15 protein-coding genes are annotated in these 16231 nt (G+C 44.4%); 4 read left to right on the top strand and 11 right to left on the bottom strand.

What is annotated here, in order from left to right; translation table 11 throughout:
• Positions 1–15: 15 nt before the first annotated feature.
• From AMS66_RS31285 to AMS66_RS32890, 11 genes are all read right to left on the bottom strand, one after another.
• The gene (locus AMS66_RS31285; protein ID WP_053784472.1) at positions 16–432 is read right to left on the bottom strand and encodes a hypothetical protein; all 417 of its coding nucleotides are present in this window, start codon (positions 430–432) and stop codon (positions 16–18) included.
• On the bottom strand, positions 432–3557 hold the full coding sequence (locus AMS66_RS31280) for a M23 family metallopeptidase (RefSeq protein WP_053784471.1): 3126 nt from the start codon (positions 3555–3557) through the stop codon (positions 432–434). Before AMS66_RS31280 ends, AMS66_RS31285 begins: the two co-directional genes overlap by 1 nt.
• Before the next feature lie 14 nt (positions 3558–3571).
• A complete protein-coding gene (locus AMS66_RS31275) occupies positions 3572–4978 on the bottom strand; it encodes a hypothetical protein (protein WP_144424655.1) in 1407 nt (468 codons plus the stop codon).
• Between the two features lie 40 nt (positions 4979–5018).
• Positions 5019–5669 carry an S-layer homology domain-containing protein gene (locus AMS66_RS31270; protein ID WP_053784469.1) on the bottom strand — a complete coding sequence of 217 codons (651 nt, stop codon included), beginning with the start codon at positions 5667–5669 and terminating at the stop codon, positions 5019–5021.
• Between the two features lie 14 nt (positions 5670–5683).
• On the bottom strand, positions 5684–9517 hold the full coding sequence (locus tag AMS66_RS31265) for a phage tail tape measure protein (protein ID WP_053784468.1): 3834 nt from the start codon (positions 9515–9517) through the stop codon (positions 5684–5686).
• 67 nt (positions 9518–9584) lie between these two features.
• Positions 9585–9740 carry a hypothetical protein gene (locus tag AMS66_RS34275; RefSeq protein WP_236703702.1) on the bottom strand — a complete coding sequence of 52 codons (156 nt, stop codon included), beginning with the start codon at positions 9738–9740 and terminating at the stop codon, positions 9585–9587.
• 200 nt (positions 9741–9940) lie between these two features.
• The gene (locus AMS66_RS31260; protein WP_236703701.1) at positions 9941–10426 is read right to left on the bottom strand and encodes a hypothetical protein; all 486 of its coding nucleotides are present in this window, start codon (positions 10424–10426) and stop codon (positions 9941–9943) included.
• Between the two features lie 126 nt (positions 10427–10552).
• The gene (locus AMS66_RS31255) at positions 10553–11374 is read right to left on the bottom strand and encodes a hypothetical protein (RefSeq protein WP_053784467.1); all 822 of its coding nucleotides are present in this window, start codon (positions 11372–11374) and stop codon (positions 10553–10555) included.
• Positions 11375–11635: 261 nt separating this feature from the next.
• On the bottom strand, positions 11636–12274 hold the full coding sequence (locus AMS66_RS31250) for a hypothetical protein (RefSeq protein ID WP_053784466.1): 639 nt from the start codon (positions 12272–12274) through the stop codon (positions 11636–11638).
• Positions 12243–13289, bottom strand: a complete 1047-nt coding sequence (locus tag AMS66_RS31245; RefSeq protein WP_201782251.1) for a glycosyltransferase — start codon at positions 13287–13289, stop codon at positions 12243–12245. The genes AMS66_RS31250 and AMS66_RS31245 overlap by 32 nt, the downstream gene beginning before the upstream one ends.
• Before the next feature lie 37 nt (positions 13290–13326).
• Positions 13327–13986 carry a glycosyltransferase family 2 protein gene (locus AMS66_RS32890; protein WP_053784464.1) on the bottom strand — a complete coding sequence of 220 codons (660 nt, stop codon included), beginning with the start codon at positions 13984–13986 and terminating at the stop codon, positions 13327–13329.
• Positions 13987–14173: 187 nt separating this feature from the next.
• On the opposite strand from AMS66_RS32890, the gene AMS66_RS31235 reads away from it, so the two are divergent.
• The 4 genes from AMS66_RS31235 to AMS66_RS32595 all read left to right on the top strand — a co-directional run bounded on the left by AMS66_RS31235 (position 14174) and on the right by AMS66_RS32595 (position 16218).
• Complete coding sequence (locus AMS66_RS31235; RefSeq protein WP_053784463.1) at positions 14174–14914, top strand: GT-D fold domain-containing protein; 741 nt, start codon at positions 14174–14176, stop codon at positions 14912–14914.
• Positions 14915–15154: 240 nt separating this feature from the next.
• Positions 15155–15367, top strand: a complete 213-nt coding sequence (locus tag AMS66_RS31230) for a hypothetical protein (RefSeq protein WP_170867928.1) — start codon at positions 15155–15157, stop codon at positions 15365–15367.
• Positions 15368–15546: 179 nt separating this feature from the next.
• Complete coding sequence (locus AMS66_RS31225; RefSeq protein ID WP_053784461.1) at positions 15547–15804, top strand: hypothetical protein; 258 nt, start codon at positions 15547–15549, stop codon at positions 15802–15804.
• Positions 15805–16029: 225 nt separating this feature from the next.
• Positions 16030–16218 carry a hypothetical protein gene (locus tag AMS66_RS32595; RefSeq protein WP_144424654.1) on the top strand — a complete coding sequence of 63 codons (189 nt, stop codon included), beginning with the start codon at positions 16030–16032 and terminating at the stop codon, positions 16216–16218.
• Positions 16219–16231: the final 13 nt, after the last annotated feature.

Genomic DNA, 16231 nt, shown 5'->3' with positions numbered 1-16231 from the left:
ACCACCTCCTAAATGCTATATACGATTTACGCTCGTTCCAGTTAAGCGTCCTTCGTCATCATAATTTAGACCAATATTGTAGGTGAACATTGACTCTCCACTTGGATCAAATGTGCGGGCGGTCACCTGTGTTAACCTGAAATACTTGTAGTATTCATAATCCGGGTGGGCATAGCCCACTCCCGCAGGAAAGTCTTCTTCATCCTCTGAGCCGAACTTCATCCAGATCGAAACCTTCCATTCCGATTCATAGAAGAGGTCTGCTCCAGTCACTCTATCCGGGTCCTGCATGTGTTCCCGATATAATGTAACGGAAGGTTCCCCCTCAAGAGGAGAACTATTCGAATTTGAAGTACTGCTGTACTTGCGTAATTCCCGGTGGATCAGATCCAGCACAGGAAAAACAATATTTTCATTCACAATACCGGCCATTACACCATCACTCCCTTTCTTGCCCACATCATATCAATGACCTGAAGCATACCCCGATCCACAGAATAGCTTGTTTTGATACTTTTAATCGTGTATACGGCGCGGGTGGTAGTCGTTTTATCCGTCACGATAACGTTGTCAAGCAGATCAAGAGCAGGATTCGCAGGAATGGATACCTGCAGCGTACGGCACATACGTTTCATATCAAAAAAAGCTCGCTCTGCCACCTGTCTCTTGGCTTCAACCGTCTTGGCCCAAGGAACCGCAAGCACCATGGTTCGGATCTCTCCTTTGAGTTCCAGCAAGATCTCCTTGTCCACAAAACTGCTCTGTTTTTGATTCGAGTCGATAACAACGATGTGACTTCTTCCTCTGGACCAATCCGTGGATTTGGTAATAGAGATCAGATTGTCGTTCTCGGAAAACTCCGCAACGACCGGTTTGTCATAATTCAAGCGCTCCAATCGGTATGTACCATAACGGTCACAGTAGCTTCGATACGGAATCTCCGAAATAATTTCCTGAACAGATTCTGTAACTTTGGCGGACCATTGCTCAAACGTTTTGCCATACTCCTCAATAAATGGATTAAGCCATCCATTGGGCGTAAGCACCGTACTTGCATCCTTGACTTCAAACTCACCCTCCTGTCCCGGTACCGGAACAATGACTCTGCCCGTCTTCTGATTCACCTCAATCAGATAGGTCTCGTCGATTACATAGTCAGGATAAGAGCGATCCTCACTGGTTGCCCTCCAACCCACCATACCTGCGTGTTTAACCAGATCTAGGACAACCGTGGATTTGACCCAGGCCGGCTTTTCAAGTTCCACTGGCTGAGCTGGTGTCGGTGTAACAGCCGGAGTGGGGGTTGCTGTTATGGTCCAGCTTGCCGGGTCTGCGAGCATCTCCTGATAAAAGGTCCATACCTTGTTCACCCAATTATCCCGATCTTCACTCCAGGTCATTGGAGCAATGTCTCCTCCATTATGGAAATAAAGTACATCCGCCTTGGAAGTCACTTTTTTCCCTCTGGAAGCCAGTGCTTTGGACATCCGTTCTGCTCCGCGCTTCATCTGCTCCTGAATACCTTCGTATTGCTTGTTAGGAATTCCGTATCCAAGAATAAAGCTGCCGTTCTCCTCCCTGCCCATACCTTGTGTGCCAAGTACGGTTTCATGCTTGCATATCGCAAGCAAAAATTTGTGATCGGGCACGCCATACGCCGCAGCTTGAGCTTGGGCAGCCTGAATAATGGATGATGTCCGGTCCGTCCCTACTGCTGCAGGGGGCACCGGATCTGGCACATTATCAATCTCATCAACCTCTGGATAAGCTTTTTTCTCCGAAATGACTTTCTCGATAATGCGCTTGTACATATCTCGAGCCGTGATCTCCAGCGTGGAGCCCTCACCATTGATGTCCACCTTGTCGATCAGTCCGGTAAATACTCGCATCATATGCTGACCATAGCCCATGTAGATACGTATCGGTGTGTTTTCACTCAGAACCCCAACATGGAATCCATTGGCAAAATAAGACCATGGAGATGGGACGCCCCCAAGCTCGGGAAAATGGGCAGGATTATAATCCGGGGAGAAGAATCCTCTGGGATTAGAGATGGTCAGCCGTGCTTCCCTGGCTTCAGAGTCAAACTGATCATCGATTTCGGCACTAATGATATTGGGAAGAACCTGTGTATCCATATAGACAAAAGATCCAACCTGAATAACATCCGACTCTGGCCAATTGTTCATGACAAAACCTTCATAACTATTCGTTTGATAATAGCCTTTGGACGGATCAAGTCCTTCTTCACTCTTTTGATTCTTCAACGGAGCAGGCAACAACTCTTGTATACGAATATAATCAATGGCGAATTTTTTGTATTTCACCTTCGAAGCAGGAACCGTGCCGGGTGGAACAGTGGTGTTTTGTTTGCCCCCATAAGTCACCTTAATTTTGATGCTTTTGGCTTTTGCGGGGATTACAATATTGTTCAATTCCGTTAGTTTGGTCAGGTCATATGCCCCGTTGAACTTATTGACATAGGCATACGTTTTACCATCAATCACCACTGCGAAAGAATCCCCTTCCGCTTCACTAAAATTAGTCCCCATTCCAATACTAAGAAGCCCTTGAGTAGGCATGCTCAGTTTAGTCACGTTAATCTCAAATTCGACTACGGCGGCTTTGCCATCAAACGTATACAGCAACTTGCCTCCCGAATCAAACAAAGTCCAACCCGATTCAATCTTGGCATACTCCGAAAATTTCAATCCGGTTGTATAAACGCTTTTCTCATACCAGTTGCGTTTGTCGAACTTCTCATTCAGTTTAATCTCTCCTGGATATCCTTCGACTTGAACCGGCTCTACATCAGTAAACGTTGTTTTCGCATTTCCGTGCAGTTTGCGCTGTCCCTTCAAATACAAGTTGGGGTTAACCGCCTTGCCACCTTCTCCAGTTTTCGTTGTTGGATTAACCCCTTCCCAAATTTCAAAGTGCAGATGTCGCCCTTTGCCAGCTGCACGTTCAGCAGCAGACACCTTATGGCCATTGGTATATACCCCCCCTGTATTGCCTAGTGTTCCAATGACAGCCCCTTGAGCTACTTCATCATCCACCGAACAGAGAATTTCTTTTAAATGAAAGTACTTGGTGATTACACCATTGGCATGTCGAATGTTTACGGCATTACCGGCACCTTCTGTTTTATTCCGGGATGTTCGAACTACCTTTCCTGCCCAAGCAGCCAGAATCGGAGTTCCAATCTCATCCCACAAATCAATGCCTTGATGAATCCTTGTACCTTTATCACGAGGAGATCCAAATTTATCTGTTACTTTAATCGTGTCTATCGTTTTACCCTTGACCGGAAAACAAATGTCTTGGGCGTTAGCTTCGGTCGAACCATTATATATTCCGTTACTCGACTCATCCACCCAAACGGATTGTGTACTGATGACAGGTACTAGCTCAGAAACCATATGCCTGAACTCTTCTGTCCGTCCCGGGATAAATGCTAGCCTGTCCACTTCAACCCGGATATTGGGAACTGCTCCTTCCCCCAGCTTCAGACGCTGGGACAGCACATTCATAACCTCATCCGAAATTGGAATCATATATTATCTCCCCCTTACTTGAATCGCTCGATGGTCCACTTCATGAATCGGTCCAGGAAAGCTACGGCTTCAGCCCGTGTCATAGCAGAGTTTCCCAAAAACCATGTTTCATCCGGTTCCGTACCACCTACAGGTCTGCCCATATTAGTTACCACTGCTGCACCATCCAGCTTTTTCTTGATATTGATGCCTGCAATCAGCGGATCATTATTGGCAAATGTTTCGTCTTCCATCTCGGAGACGGCTATTTTCCAGAATGCATCCTTATTCTGTACGACTCGCTCACCCTTGGTTTGATAATAAATGGCCGAATCTTTTCCGACGTCTGCGAACCTTTCGCTCACATCCTTGAGATAATAGAAAGTCACTTCATCGCCTTCTGACAAAGGTTGCTTGAAGACAACCGTGTGGTTGTCAATTTCCGTATATTTGGAACTATCAACAATTGTTCCTTTCACTTTAACCTCAAGCTTCTTTTGGCCTGCCGGATAATTGCCATTAAGTCTAAAAACCCGTTGTCCTTGAAAAGCGGGAATGGTTTGATTAATCCCCGTCGTTGGTGCTTCCTTGTCCGTAAATCTGGCATAGAACACCTTGCGTAACTTGTTAATCAGATGAAAGGCTTCACCCCGCTGTATAATGGCATTAGGGAAGAAACAATTGTTGTATGCCGGTTTGAGGGTTGTCGCTTTGATATCTTCACTCTTGAATTTGAATGCACCCCCGCTATTCTTCGTCCAATAGTTGAACTTGCAGGTGACACCGTTCAGATTAAAGGGAAGAAACACAGATCCCCCCGGACTGACACAATAGACATCTGTTCGATAACCAATTGCCTTTGTTGCAATTTTGGTTACTGCCGCTGCATCCCCCATGGTATCTGCCCATACCTCGGAAGGAATACTAAGTCTGCGAAGCGGCTGCCCTGCTGCATACAAATATTCCTGATGATTACGACTGAATGGATCGTAGAAATATGTCGTCGCTGCACTAAGTGCAGCTCTGGGCAGATCTCCAGTCCATGACACGGGTGGCCTCTTCCAATCACTGTCCAGCAACGGTTCTCCATAACTACAGAAGGACACCACCTGAGCTGCTTTCACACCGGTATACAACTCTACATCCGTTAAACCCTTGCTATTGGTTTCAGCCGTTTGGTAGATCGTTTGAACACCATCAATAAACACATACAGTGGATTGTTATCTGTCGGCTTGATCAGAACAGGCAGACTAAATGAGGTTTGCCCCGCTTGTCCCTTGATTTCCTCATATACAAAAGGCTTACCTTCCTCAAACTTGTTATAGTTGATCCCAGCAACAAAGACTTCACCATCTTCCAGAACCATATTCGTGGCTTCCATAACATCGTTATAGAACCAGTCCCCTTCGTTTACATCAACCCATTTTCGTATGATAAACACCCCCTATCTTTAGAATAGACAGAAAAGAGAGTAGGTCACCCTACTCTCGAATTGTTCGTTCCAACAGACGCTTGGTGCGCATCAGGAAAGTAACAAATTCTGCTCTGGTTATAAAATCTTCCGGCCTGAAGTATAGAATGGGTGTGCCGTCCAATTCTGTTACAACAGTCAGCCCCAAATCAGCCATGCGTTCAATGGAATGTCTTGCCCAGTGATTCTTACCTTCCGTCGTCTGTAAATCCTGAAACTGAACCGCACTCTTGCGGTCATATCCATCTTTTTTGATCAGGGTCATGGTCAGTTCGACCTTGTACCCTTTCTGATCTTTATCCATCGTATCCTGATGATAGAAGATAGGGTCGACTTTGATGGACTCTACAACACCAACATAAATATTGCCCTTTTCATCATAAAATTTGTGCGTCCAGCCTACGTACATGGCGTAGTCATGATAGGACTGCTTGTCTTTAAACAGGATGTTAATGATGGACTTGTACGAAGACACACCCATCTGATGGAAATGCGAGGGAGCATTAATCATTTTAATTTCCCTCACTTGCGGATTGGGCGACGGCGAAGAGTACGGATCAATAATCCGCCCCATCACAGGTTCGAACTTCATTCCTGTATCGACATACAGCTTTCTTTTATACCGGTCATTAACTAAGCCAAACGGGTCTTGCTGTGACATATCAGATGCCCTCCTTACCTAATAAAAGATACGGGATAATTGCTCCCCATTCTTGCACCGACATTACTAGCCATCCTGTTTACAAGACCCGGGTTGTTCTGCCGTAGTGTCTTATCCAGTGACGACGTCAGTTTCTCCACATCTTTTGTACTGCCAGTCATATTGTCGATATTCACATGCACCGTGACATCGCCCGCCCCAACCATCACACTTTTATGTGTATTGTTTGTCGTCATATAATCAAAGTAATCCATGACTTTAAGTCCTGCTGGAATGTTGAATGTAGATATAGGTTTATCCATTTTTTTGCTGATTTCGGCCAGATTCTTGGACTGTTCTACACCCAATGATTGGATTTGTTTAAAAATCTCCATATATTCATCCGAGCCCGGTTTAAACACGCCACTTTTTAGCAAATTCTGCCATTCTTGCTTGATCGAACTCATTTGTGAGTTCAGCTCAGATGCACGAGATTTGTTCAATGCAATCAATTCTGGTGCATCTTCCTTACCCCCATTGGCCGCCAAGAGATCGTACATTCGTTTGTCATAATCCAACTGTGTCAGCTCAAGCTGATCATTCATCTTGCGTCTGAGTTCATCAATTTTACTGTTTTTAACACCGTTCAGTTCAAGCTCTGATTGTGCCTTTTGCTGTTTCTTCTCATTAATCTCCAGACCGAGTTCGTCTTTTTCCTTGCCCTCAGCCATCTTGTCATACGTCTTCTGCAAACTAGCAATGGCCTTATCAAAGAACTTGATATTTTCTTGCAAATATTTCTCCATCAGAGCGCGCATCTGTCCAGAATCCTCGCGGACACCGCTAATCAACAAACGGGATCGAGCGACTTGATAATTCGTTTCGTTGTCACTTGTTGACTTGTTGAGTTGACGATTAATCTTGGCGATCATTTCATCAATACCATTGCTTTGCGGCTGAGGTGTATACCCGTTCGCAATGGTACCCATTCCGCCAGCAGCAGGAATGTACTGAATCTGAGGCTGCACGTATTGTGGTTGAGTGTTCTGCTCAGGCGCCTTGCCGGACTCCTTCTCCATTTGAAGCTGTGACTCTTTTTTCTCTTGCTCGTAGTTATACTCTTTTGCCAGCTTTTTCTCGACCGCATCTCCGCCATTTTCGGACCATACCGCTTTGAAACCCTTCCAATAATCTCCTATTTTATTATTGGTGGCATTGTTACCGAACAGGGAACTGATGCCACCTTTTACCACAGCATCCATTCCCAGATTGACGCCTTTCCACACTTTACCCACAAATGAGGATTGCTCCATATCTTTGAAATCCTTAGCCAGCTCCTCTTTGTTTGAAGCACGAATACTTTGTTTTTCTGCTTCCGACTTGCCCATGTTGCTTAGTGGATCAACTACACCGGATACTATATCCATGGCAGTCATAGCCATGCCCAGATAAGGGACGGCTTTTAGCGGTTTCAGTATCGACTTACCGAACTTGCCGAGTTTTGCTAATTTCCCTGGAATATCTCCTTTTTTCTTACGCTCGCTAGTAACATCACGCTGGGTAATGATATCTCCAAGGGTTCCATCAGGTTTATCCGGAGCTCTGAGTACCTTGCCGTCCTTGTCACGAATAGGCGCATTACCGTTAAAAAATGCTTTTTTATTACCGGTTTCTTTCATATCTTCGAATCTCTGTTTTATCCCTCGTCGCTTGGGTTTGTCCTTTTTCTTACCTGAACCAAAATCCATAACTTCTTCGATCTTTGATTGCGCCATATCCTTGATTGCGTCATTGATAAAATCTTGATGTCTCTCGAGAAACGGCTTGTTTGCCGAATCGTCCTTTTCCTTATCATCTTTTGCAGCTGATCCGGAACCTGCGCTTCCTGTACCCGGAACCACGAGGACTCCTCCAGAAGAGTTCATCATCGTAGCCAATTGAGCCTGTTCAAGCTCCTTCAATTTGGAGATATATGCCGCAGCATCCATTGATCCCTGTCTGAATGAGGCATTCAGGGCATTCACTTCACCTCTTAATTTGGATAGCACATCATTTAACAGAATCGATTGTTTGCGCAGTTTCTGGATCTCGGATTCGTAACGCTGAACATCGGTTGAGCCATAAAGGAACTCGGCATTCAGGAAATACAACTTATTTCGAAGCTCCACTGCATCCAGATCCATATCATCCATCGCCAACATCAGCATTCTCGCTTGATGTTCAAGCTGAATAATCGCTTTTCCGTTTTCATCCAACTCACGGCTTAGAAATTCAAGATTCCGTTTTGTCTTCGCGATCTGTTCATCGAGTGAATCCAATTCCTCACGCAACAGACGAAGTTCCCTGCTTTCGGCCTTGGCTTCCTTCTCCGCTTGGTCACGTTCCCCTGCGTGAAAGGTGGAAGCTGCTGAATTCCCATTCTGGATTGCCTGCTCATAGAGTGATTGTTGTTCATCTCGTTTAGTATGTAGCTTGAACACTTCTTCTTGCTTGGCAGTTGCCCTTGTCTGTATCTCCGCTTTACGGGTACCTTGAGCACGAAGACGGTTTTGCTGTCTTGCCCTTTCCTGCGTTACACCCGCACGGTGCACATCAGCAGCTCCGATTGGGTAGGATGTGTTGCCTCCTGAGCTTTCGCTCTTCACTGTACCTGTATCACCCATACCATAACGTGTCTGTTCTCCTTTGTTCATCACATCGGCGAACTTGTCCCAGGCCACTTGAACACCTGCTTCTTCCATAATCCGATTAATCAGTTCCATATGATCTGAAATACCGCTGGCTTGGTCTCCAATTAATCGCAAGAACGAAATAAGATAGGTCTGGAGCCCAGAAAAATCCTCTTTTAACCCCTTCATGGCTTCATATGTAGAGATTTGGAATGCAGTACGGAACTGGCTTTGACGAAATTGCAAGTTATCTCTTGTCTCTGTCCGCGGAACCATGGAAGCTTTATTCTCGTCAACTGTCTTTAGTTGCTCCGTAAGAGCGCCAACTGATGCTTGATCCTGAGCTAAACCACCATTCGTTGAATGGCCTTTCTCCTGAAGAGACAATGAAGACGTAGCCATGAAAAGGGCAAGAGCATCTTCTTTTGTTACTTCACCATCACGTTCACCCGATGCAGGCACCGTTTGTTGCATGGCCTTGATCAGATCCTGGATGTTTATCTGTGAGATAGTTGCAGCCTTAAGCATCATGTCCGTCACTTTGGATAGATCATAACCACTCACTTCCCAAGCAGAGGAAATACCTTCCAAGCCCGTAGCAGTCTTCTCTACATCCGCATTGTCAAACGAATTCAACTTGGCGACTTCTTTAGCAAAGGCTGTGGCTTCCTCAGGATTATCATAGGAACGGGAACCAATGCGATATGCGAGACCCACATCCTCCTGATCCATGCCATGCTGCAGTGCAATCCGTTGCAGGTCCTTGACGATCCCGTCTGTTTGACCTGTCTGACCTGATGATCTGATCTCGAAATTTTGATTGGCCTTGGTCATCTGGTCATCCATTTGACGTGACGACTCAAGTGATTCCTTCAGCATAGTGGGTGAGTACCCTCTGGCTTCGCCTGAGGAGATATATTTCATCATGTTGCCCATGGAGTTCAATAGCTCCTGTGAACCAGCTTCCGGCAGATCTTTCATTTCATTGAAAGCCCCACGATAAAATGTCTCCAAATCCTTGGTTAACGTTGCAATCATTTGGGACTGCATATCGTCCCTCATCTCTTCAACACGCTGAATAAGGGATTGAATGCCTGATCGATTTCCATCTTTCAGGTCTGCGGTTTGGATATCAGACTGTTCCACATCCGTTAATATCTCTTGGGTTAAAGAGTGTTTTTGTTCTTCTGTATTAGCCAAATTCATCACCACCTTTATACATAAATCCCGTTCTACCTTAGTGTAGGCAAAACGGGACGTCTCTCACTTATCCTCCAAGTGCTTGTGCAAGCAAACCGATGTCATCCTCGGATATTTCTGTGTAGTCCGCGTCATCAAAGGTCCGTTTACGTCTAATACTTCCATCTTCCCCAACTTCTTCTTCCCCTCTGCCGCCACCGAACATGCGAAGAGGTGCCGTCATTAATTCAACCTCAAACTGAATATATTTCTCGGCTGACTTGCACAGCTCCGCGACCTGAGGGAGTGTGTACTCCCAGATCTCCCACTTGTTCAGCCCACAGTGCTTGTGAAGGGTAAAGAAGATTTCTCCCCAGTGAATTGGCTCTTGCGTTTCCTCATCACGGATTTCGGTTCCCTCCAGAGGCTCACCCTCGGCGCGTTCTACTTTTTTAGACCATTTAGACCAATGAGCATATCAATGACTTTTCGAGCCGTATTTAAATCAAGGTACTCATCCAGATATTCTCGATTGATAACATACTCACCCTGTTCATCTTTGGTCACAATGTGCGGATAGTTTTTAAACGCCATAGCCAACACATCAAATAAGTCCTGTTGTCGTTTTGCATCGAGTTCATCATTCTCTGTTGGAATAAAGTTAAGAATAATGGCGTCGATGTTCACCGTTTTCAGCAGTTTCATCAGACGACGTGCATCCTTCAGGTTACATGGCGGGATGCGGTACTTCCGCCGATCACGCAGTGTTATAATCTCATCATCTTCGAAGAATGCCCGTTCAGCAGCTTCGGCTTCCTCGGGGGTTACCCGTTTATTCGCCGGATCATTTTTGATTCGTTCGGCAGCTTCCTCGTTCAATTGTTCCGCCAGCTCACGCTCAGCCTTTTCCTGTTGTGTTTCCATCATCATTAGAACCTCCCCTGAACATTCTCTCCCCTGTAAAATAAAGAACCTGACAAGGCAAGGGTCTGTGTAGGGGAGGACACAGACGCCGTAAAATACCTTGCCAGGAGCAATGGAACATCGTATAAGATCTTAGATTTTGCTTGTTGCGCTAAAGCGTTTGATGCTTCCCAATTTGCCATCTGCACGTTCAGGATCAAGAATTTGCAAGGAAATCGCAGACGCCGATGCTGCAGCGCGCTGAGCATTGATGCTGAATGTACCTTTGGCACGGCACATGTACAGTTCGGTTTCAACTCCTGCAAAAGAGCCATCTTTTTGCTGGAATGTACCGTGATGAATCACAGAGATTGGGAAAGGCACTTCGTCAACCAGCAAATCAACCATGTCTACCACTTCTTCGCGTTTGTAGTTGAGCACAATTTCTTTACTGATATGCGCAGCGTTCAGTACAACAACATCATTTGCTTCATCGTAGAAGAATTCATCTGGTGCCACAGCGGCAGCATTCGAAATGAGTTGTTTCAGCAACTTGTTGGAATCTTTGAGGCGAACCGTAATATCTCCGTTATTTCCATAGATTTTACTTGCGAATTTTGGTTTGACTTCAGCAAATCCGGAATTGGCTGCGCCAGTAGCTGCAGTATCCTGCTCATTCAAAACCCATACGTAGGAATCCACTTGTTCCTGTACGGTTGAACCCATCATCAGCTGAATCGCATCCAGATCGAACTTAGCATCTGTAGCAGATACTTCAATGGACTTCGACTTCACCAGTACGTCGATGGCGAACAGGCCATCACCCCCAAAGATGTCCTCCAGCTCTACATTGAGGTCAATTTTCAGATCTTGCAGGGTACCCAGTGTAATTACTTCAATTGCACCCAGCGGGTCTGTAGGGTAACGCTTCGCCATGAATGTACCTACACCTTTGATAATCATTTTTTTAGCCATTGAACAGTCCACTCCTTAGATTTGTAATATCATTATTTAGCTACCGAGACTTACATGAGCCTGCGGCTGGTCGAAGGATTGAAAAGATCAGAATTTCATTCCTCCAAGCAGTTTGGCTGGTGGCTGTCTCTGCTTTTCATAGTGTAGAACGCTAATCTCGTTCCCTAACACATATCACTGAATACGTTGAACGAAAGTTTAAACGGGATTTCTCTGCAAGCTGAACAGCTTCTATTAAGATCAAATAAACAGAAAAGACCCCTACATAAGAGGGGCCGGTCTATTGGGCAATTCATCTATAATTTGAGCAATCTGTTCTGCTCGCTCCTTGATTTCGAATTCATCAGCAGTAATCAGATGAACATGAGAGCAGTATTTGCCATGCTCATAAATTCGCTCTGGTGTAATAAACACAACGTCAGCAACAGCTTCCATCCTGTGCTTGTCTTTTTCAAATAGGTCGGGATCCGTAAGTGAATCGAATACAACCAGATTAGGATATGATGTCTCGACCGAACTTGCCAATCGGCTGTCATTCACCCAATAGATGATTCTTTCACCCTGAAACAATGGACGAACGTTCTGACCAACACGAGCCACGACAAAATTCGGAAGCTCAGGGTGAGGATACTCCAATGCATCCACCTGATAAAACTCATCACTGGAATTTATATAAATCACATGATAACCAATCGCCGCAAGTTCTTTTAACAGTCGTTTTGGCCGACGCCCAAATCGTTCACTGTGAAAATCTACAGCAGGCAGATATACAATGGTTGTATTGGTTTTGGGCACATATTTTTCAAAATTGAACTCACTCATTTGGACCTCTATTTTTTCATCTTCAATTGGCAGCTTAGCCGCCTGGCTACCGAAAATTCGTTTGAACATCTGTTTCATCCACGTTGCCTCCCATCACCTGATTCATCATTTTGACAGCTTCCATGGCCCTGCTGTCCCAGCCATTTGCTCTTGCCACCTTTGCACGGGCAGCGATTTTGGCCTCGCTATTCTCACTAATTGCTTTCTGAAGGATCTGCCCACAATTATGACGATCCATAAAGTAGGTTACATCACTGTATTTATTGACGATTTCCTCCATACGAGTCGTTATAACAGGCTTGCCCGCAGACAAATATTCGTAATATTTAATCGGGTCACATCCACGGATCATTTCTGTCAGCTTGAATGGCACAATACAAACATCAAATTGGGCAATATAGGCGGGAAGAACTCTGTAATCCTTATGTGGAAGACAAGTTATATTCGGATGCACAATGTTCTTTTGATACAGTGCATTGTTTCCTATCAGAACTACATGATATCCCTTGTCTGCAATGTCGGTAATAAGTGAATAGTCCACCCAGGAAGCCATAGCCCCATGGAATCCCACAACCTTTTGTCTCTCCTTAACATCGGGAAAGTCTGCCGGTATTGGGAGTGATACACGCGCTTTCTTAAAGTGCTCATAATCCGCCCCATTCGGGCACATAAAGATCGGTTTGCCGTCATTTTTATGAGCTTCGTACATCACCTTAGCCGTTGTAGCAATAAGATCTGCTCGTTCAAAACATTTCGGAATGTAATCCTTCCAAACAGCAAATTCATCGGCAGAATTGTCCAAGTAGTCAAATACGGTAAAATCAAAGTTACGACCATCCCCATAGTTATACTGACCTGGACTGGAGAACCAGAGTACCTTTTTTCCTTTGACCAGATGGTCATAGTTAATCCCCTTTTGCACAAGGAAGAGGTCATCATTCAACTTCTCGATCGGACGGCTCTGTTTCTTATATGTTTCTTCGTTAATAAAAATAGCACGCACCCCTGGAATCTTGGAGAATGCGGTCATTAATTGCTGTGGACGTTGAAACAACAGATTCCAATCGAGTGCAGGTGGATATATGATCGTCATTTCAATGCTTTCAATACATGCGTTTTTTTGCCTACTTCTATGTACCAGCCAATTCAGCAACCAACTCCACTCCTTCCTCATAGGCATGAACCGGACGAAGCCGTGTATCCACATATAGTCCATAACCAAGCTGCTGAGCCTGCTCACAGAAAGGAGCATCCTCACCAATCGGATGTGAACCATATCGAACTCCCGCTTCAATAACTTCGCGTTTAATCAGATACACGGCACCTGTCAAATCCACGGGTATGACTCCCTCCCTGAATTCTGGAATGTGTTTTCCACCAATCATTGCATTATGAGCCTTAATTCTTGGGTGATTTCGAATCAGCATGGCACAGATGTCCTTATCATTTTCGAGTAGGCGCTTCAGGCTCTGTTCAGGAATAATGATATCTGTATCAATGGAAAATAGATAATCACAATCCGATTTCAGAAACTCATCCACAAGTATATTTCTTAGTTGCGCCAGATGGTGATAGGAGTATTGACCGCGCAAATGACCGTATGTCTTGCCCAAGTTATGAGTCATGTACGAGATTTGATGATCATTTAAAATTTGTTCTGTTTGATCTTCACTATCATTCAAAATGTAAAAAAATTGCTTGTTTACTGTCTGTTGTTTGAGCGACTGCAAGTGCCGCTCCATAATCCATGCGCGGTTTCTCACAGGAGCACCTATGAATACGTCAGCCACCGTTCATCCCTCCCCTTTCACATAGTGTAGACCGATCTTCGCCAATCTTCAGCGAGTCCAACAAAAAAGACTTTTCACTCAAAAGAGGAGAGAGAATGAACCGTTTCTTCTATTCTATAAAAGAAGGAGCTGATGAATATGTACAACAAGGACTTGATTCATTTCATACCGAAAGAGGGTGAAGAGCGTGCTTGGGAGTGTAGAATTAATTCATAACTGGTTCCAAAAGGCTTCGGATGGAGAACCTCATGCTTCCGTTCGATTCGGGGATGCTTCCAATACAATTCTGGCCCATGGAACCGTCCTAACCATGGAATTCATCAAATCCCATTATGGGTGGGTGAATGATCCCACATACTGTGGCATTACGCTACCTAATGCAGGTGCGAGAGAGATCATTGTACACTGCCTGAGAAAAGCCGATTATGTTGGTCACTTGACTCAGACGGATCACTGGTATTTCAGACCCTTGTTTGATATGTGTCTCGCGTATTACAAGATTAAGCCCAAGGAGACATTTTACGCGTTTGAAAATAATTACATCGCCCGGTTTAAGCTGTTCTATGAAACGTTCAAGACCATGCCTATACTGATCTGTGGAGCCAAGGCTGAACAATACAAAGAAGTTCTGGAACGCCGTTACGGTTGGACAGGCATCGTTGCAACGGTGGACTGTCCCTCTTGGTCTCATGTGAGCGCAGCCTCTAAAGAAATGGAAAACATCCATAGAAAAACACCTTGGAAACTTGCTCTCGTATGTGCAGGGGCACCTGGTAAGGTATTAGCCATTAAAGCAAAAGAACTTGGCTCTGTAGGTGTTGATTTTGGCTCAGGAGCAGATGTTGCCATTCAGGCAGACAGCGAAAACCTACATGCTTGGGATTACGAGGGATTTCCAGATTATTGGGAAGGAAGACCAAAAAAATGACCCGTCCAGGGTCTTTTTTCTTGAGCAAAGACGGTATTCAGGTGAAATTTGATTGCTGTAGTAGTTATTGATAAATTGAACTAACTGACTTATTATTGTTAAGATAACTCCTAATCTAACCTGGTTTAGACTTGCATAAAAGAGGAGCACTACTTAGATTATTCAATCGTTGGAGGGAATGTAATGGCGTACTCGCAGTCAAAGACCGAAGCATTGGCAACTCACTTAAGAAATAGATTCATGGAAGGTAATGTAGAGGGGCACGAGATTGTTGTTGCTCTGATTAGTATGGTTAAAGCACAGAAAATTAACATAGACGACGTCGCTCCCGTTCTGTTTAACGTGTTTTTTGATAATCCAGAAGGCATTTTGTCAGCACTTGAAAAAGCCAGTACATTGGTTGATGATGAATTAATTGATTCAATCATCAATGAAGTGAACGAGAACGCTTAATCTTACATACAAGGGGAGATTCACAGAAAATCATCTAACTGTTTTTTCGTGCCTTTGTTCTCCCCCTCATTTCAGATTTATTTAGTTAATATTGACTCTCTTATGTGCTTATCGTTATTTTCCACCTCACCCTGCTTATTCTAAGAATAGACCTTGACAGAATGACAGGAGAAAAGGAAATGACGAAGGGAGCAACACGTATGGATCAAGTAAATAAAGCAATTCTATTTTTAGCAGTCATTGAAACCATGCTTGAAACACTACACCATATTGAAGTGGATCAGACAGAGCTTGTGGATTCGCTAGTTATGCTAGGTTTCGATCCCATTAACATTTTATACGAAACCAATACCATTAGATCATTCCAGAAAGTATGCAGAGCCTTCGCAGAACTCGATCTTGCAGATGAGGCCCTTTCCTCTTTTTTACAAGAGTAGCTACCCCCTTTTAGTAATTACTAATTAGATTGATCGGATACATGTTTCTTTGGAAAAGAAAGCGCAAAAAAAGTAGAGCCTCAAGTCCTTGGACTTGGGGTTCTACTTTTTTTTGTTTTACATCTGACGGCTTAACATCCTTCATCTGAAATCGTATAGAACATGTAGGAGACATCACAGATATCTCCTTTTTCAACATGACCCATTTAACGAAAGGATGGTTGTATGAATCAAGAAATTTCAGAACCTGTTATAGACGACTTACATCACCCTGTAATTGGACCTGTGGATTCATCGTTTTTCCACTCACAATATGAGCATGAACATCCTACCAAAATTGTGATCATACAAAATTATTATTTTTTGAAAGACGCAGCTCATTTTAATGATTGGTTAAAAGAACGTTGCGGATAATCCTCTCTTTACC

It is taken from the genome of Paenibacillus xylanivorans (genome assembly GCF_001280595.1).
Taxonomy (GTDB): domain Bacteria; phylum Bacillota; class Bacilli; order Paenibacillales; family Paenibacillaceae; genus Paenibacillus; species Paenibacillus xylanivorans.
The sequence above is the reverse complement of the archived record's forward strand: the minus strand, read 5'-3'. Positions and strand labels throughout refer to the sequence as shown.

Coding starts and splice junctions, on each gene's coding strand:
- AMS66_RS31285 (WP_053784472.1), bottom strand. CDS start 432: ATGGCCGGTATTGTGAATGAAAATATTGTTTTTCCTGTGCTGGATCTG.
- AMS66_RS31280 (WP_053784471.1), bottom strand. CDS start 3,557: ATGATTCCAATTTCGGATGAGGTTATGAATGTGCTGTCCCAGCGTCTG.
- AMS66_RS31270 (WP_053784469.1), bottom strand. CDS start 5,669: ATGTCACAGCAAGACCCGTTTGGCTTAGTTAATGACCGGTATAAAAGA.
- AMS66_RS34275 (WP_236703702.1), bottom strand. CDS start 9,740: ATGACGGCACCTCTTCGCATGTTCGGTGGCGGCAGAGGGGAAGAAGAA.
- AMS66_RS31260 (WP_236703701.1), bottom strand. CDS start 10,426: ATGATGATGGAAACACAACAGGAAAAGGCTGAGCGTGAGCTGGCGGAA.
- AMS66_RS31255 (WP_053784467.1), bottom strand. CDS start 11,374: ATGGCTAAAAAAATGATTATCAAAGGTGTAGGTACATTCATGGCGAAG.
- AMS66_RS31250 (WP_053784466.1), bottom strand. CDS start 12,274: ATGAAACAGATGTTCAAACGAATTTTCGGTAGCCAGGCGGCTAAGCTG.
- AMS66_RS31245 (WP_201782251.1), bottom strand. CDS start 13,289: ATGACGATCATATATCCACCTGCACTCGATTGGAATCTGTTGTTTCAA.
- AMS66_RS31230 (WP_170867928.1), top strand. CDS start 15,155: ATGGAAGGTAATGTAGAGGGGCACGAGATTGTTGTTGCTCTGATTAGT.
- AMS66_RS31225 (WP_053784461.1), top strand. CDS start 15,547: ATGACGAAGGGAGCAACACGTATGGATCAAGTAAATAAAGCAATTCTA.
- AMS66_RS32595 (WP_144424654.1), top strand. CDS start 16,030: ATGAATCAAGAAATTTCAGAACCTGTTATAGACGACTTACATCACCCT.